The sequence below is a fragment of the Spiroplasma sp. hy2 genome (genome assembly GCF_044714365.1).
GTDB lineage: Bacteria > Bacillota_I > Bacilli_A > Mycoplasmatales > Mycoplasmataceae > Spiroplasma > Spiroplasma phoeniceum.
Map to the genome: position 1 here is coordinate 1 of NZ_RXFZ02000203.1, position 1,603 is coordinate 1,603.

Annotated in this window: 3 protein-coding genes; 2 read left to right on the forward strand and 1 reads right to left on the reverse strand. The window is 26.5% G+C overall.

Going from position 1 to position 1,603, the window contains the following annotated elements; all coding sequences use genetic code 4:
* Nucleotides 1-199: 199 nt before the first annotated feature.
* Nucleotides 200-823, reverse strand: coding sequence for a hypothetical protein (locus EHV01_RS05390; RefSeq protein ID WP_422066561.1), 624 nt, complete (start codon nt 821-823; stop codon nt 200-202).
* 297 nt (nt 824-1,120) lie between these two features.
* Here EHV01_RS05390 and EHV01_RS05395 point away from each other — a divergent pair, with 297 nt between their 5' ends.
* Both EHV01_RS05395 and EHV01_RS05400 read left to right on the forward strand, forming a co-directional pair.
* A complete protein-coding gene (locus EHV01_RS05395) occupies nt 1,121-1,393 on the forward strand; it encodes a CNNM domain-containing protein (protein ID WP_422066562.1) in 273 nt (90 codons plus the stop codon).
* Between the two features lie 17 nt (nt 1,394-1,410).
* Entirely contained in the window at nt 1,411-1,542 is a 132-nt protein-coding gene (locus tag EHV01_RS05400) for a hypothetical protein (RefSeq protein ID WP_422066563.1), read from the forward strand.
* Nucleotides 1,543-1,603 lie beyond the last annotated feature (61 nt).

Genomic DNA, 1,603 nt, shown 5'->3' on the forward strand with positions numbered 1-1,603 from the left:
WWTAAAATTTTTAAATAAAAGACATAATTAATTAAAATTATAATTTGCTATTAGTATCTTTTTAAAAATATTTACAATTATTTTAATAAGTTATGCAAGAAGTCTATTATTTTTAATGCAATTTTAACAATGATTAATTAAAAAAATACCCAGCAAGTTGTCTGAGTATTTTTTATTATGATTTATTATGATCAATATCTTAATCTTCTAAGACCATATATTTAATAAAACGATTCATTCATAAGTCAGAATTGGCCCCCGTTTGTAAGTTTCCAACTTCACCCGTTTCGAACCCAACATAATTTCCATTTTTAATATAGACGTAAGTTGGCGTTCCAGTTAATCCTAATGAATCAGCAGTAATTGTTTTGTCAATTTCACCATTAATTTTATGAGCATTTCGCTCTTGTGTTACAATTCAATCAGCAATTTTTTTTGCTCATTTTTCTTTTCAAATACCATTATAATCTTTAATGTTATCAGTAATAATTAAGCGAGTGTTTTTAATTTTTTCTTGTTCATCAGCACTAATCGGATATGTTTTTAAAGCATATTGGGCACCAAAATTACCTGCTAAATACTTGTCATATTTATCATTACCATAGCCATTTTTATTATATAAATCTGGAATTGTTGTATCTGTTGTATTTTGACAATGAATGCAATTCTTTGCTGAAACCATAAAAATAAAACTTTCTTTATTGTTTATACCATTGATGAATTGGTTGTAATATGCCATATTTTGATCTGAACAAGCGATTGTTGCTGTTGCTGTTGTTGTTGCGAGTGTCATTGCTGCCATTGTACTTAGCAGTTTTTTCATTTCTATTCCTCCCCAAGAATTATTTTATATAATTGTCTATCTATAACTATACATTATTTTTTATATTTTTAAAGTTAAATCTAAATATTTTTATGGTGTTATTTAGTAGATAATTATGAGAGAAAAGTATATAATGATACAAAATAATACAGATTTTAAAGGAGAGTAAATGATGATGGATATGACCACCGCATTGGCTGTGTTACTTCCAATAATGATTATTTTATTAATTTTTTCAAGTTTTTTTCGGCTTCAGAAACAGCTATTACCTCAATTAATGTTATTCGTTTAAAACAAATGGCAAAAAAGAATGTTAGTAAACGGAAAAAAAGAGCAACAAATAAAACAATTCGTCGAGCAAAACAAGTTTATAAATTGGTCAAAGATTATGATCGTACTTTAGCAACTATTTTAATTGCAAATACTTTAGTTAATACGGCTTTAGCAACAATTGGAACTTTATTTTTTGCGTCTTTGATTATCAATGCTGAAACAGCAACATGAGTAGCAACAGGAGTTATTGGTTTAACTGTTTTATTTTTTGGTGAGATGATGAAACTGGGCAAGTAAAAGAAATTGGTCACCATATGCTTTGAATTCATGGTAGTACTTCGATTAAAAAAGTATTTCAAAAATATTTGCATTTAGCAGCACCACAAGAAAGTACAGGTAAAACATTAGACTTCTTGCATAACCTAGTTATTTTAAAATTCCTATAAAATATATTTAAAATAGAAATTATAGGAATCTAAAATTATGAAATTTGATAAATTTGATTAT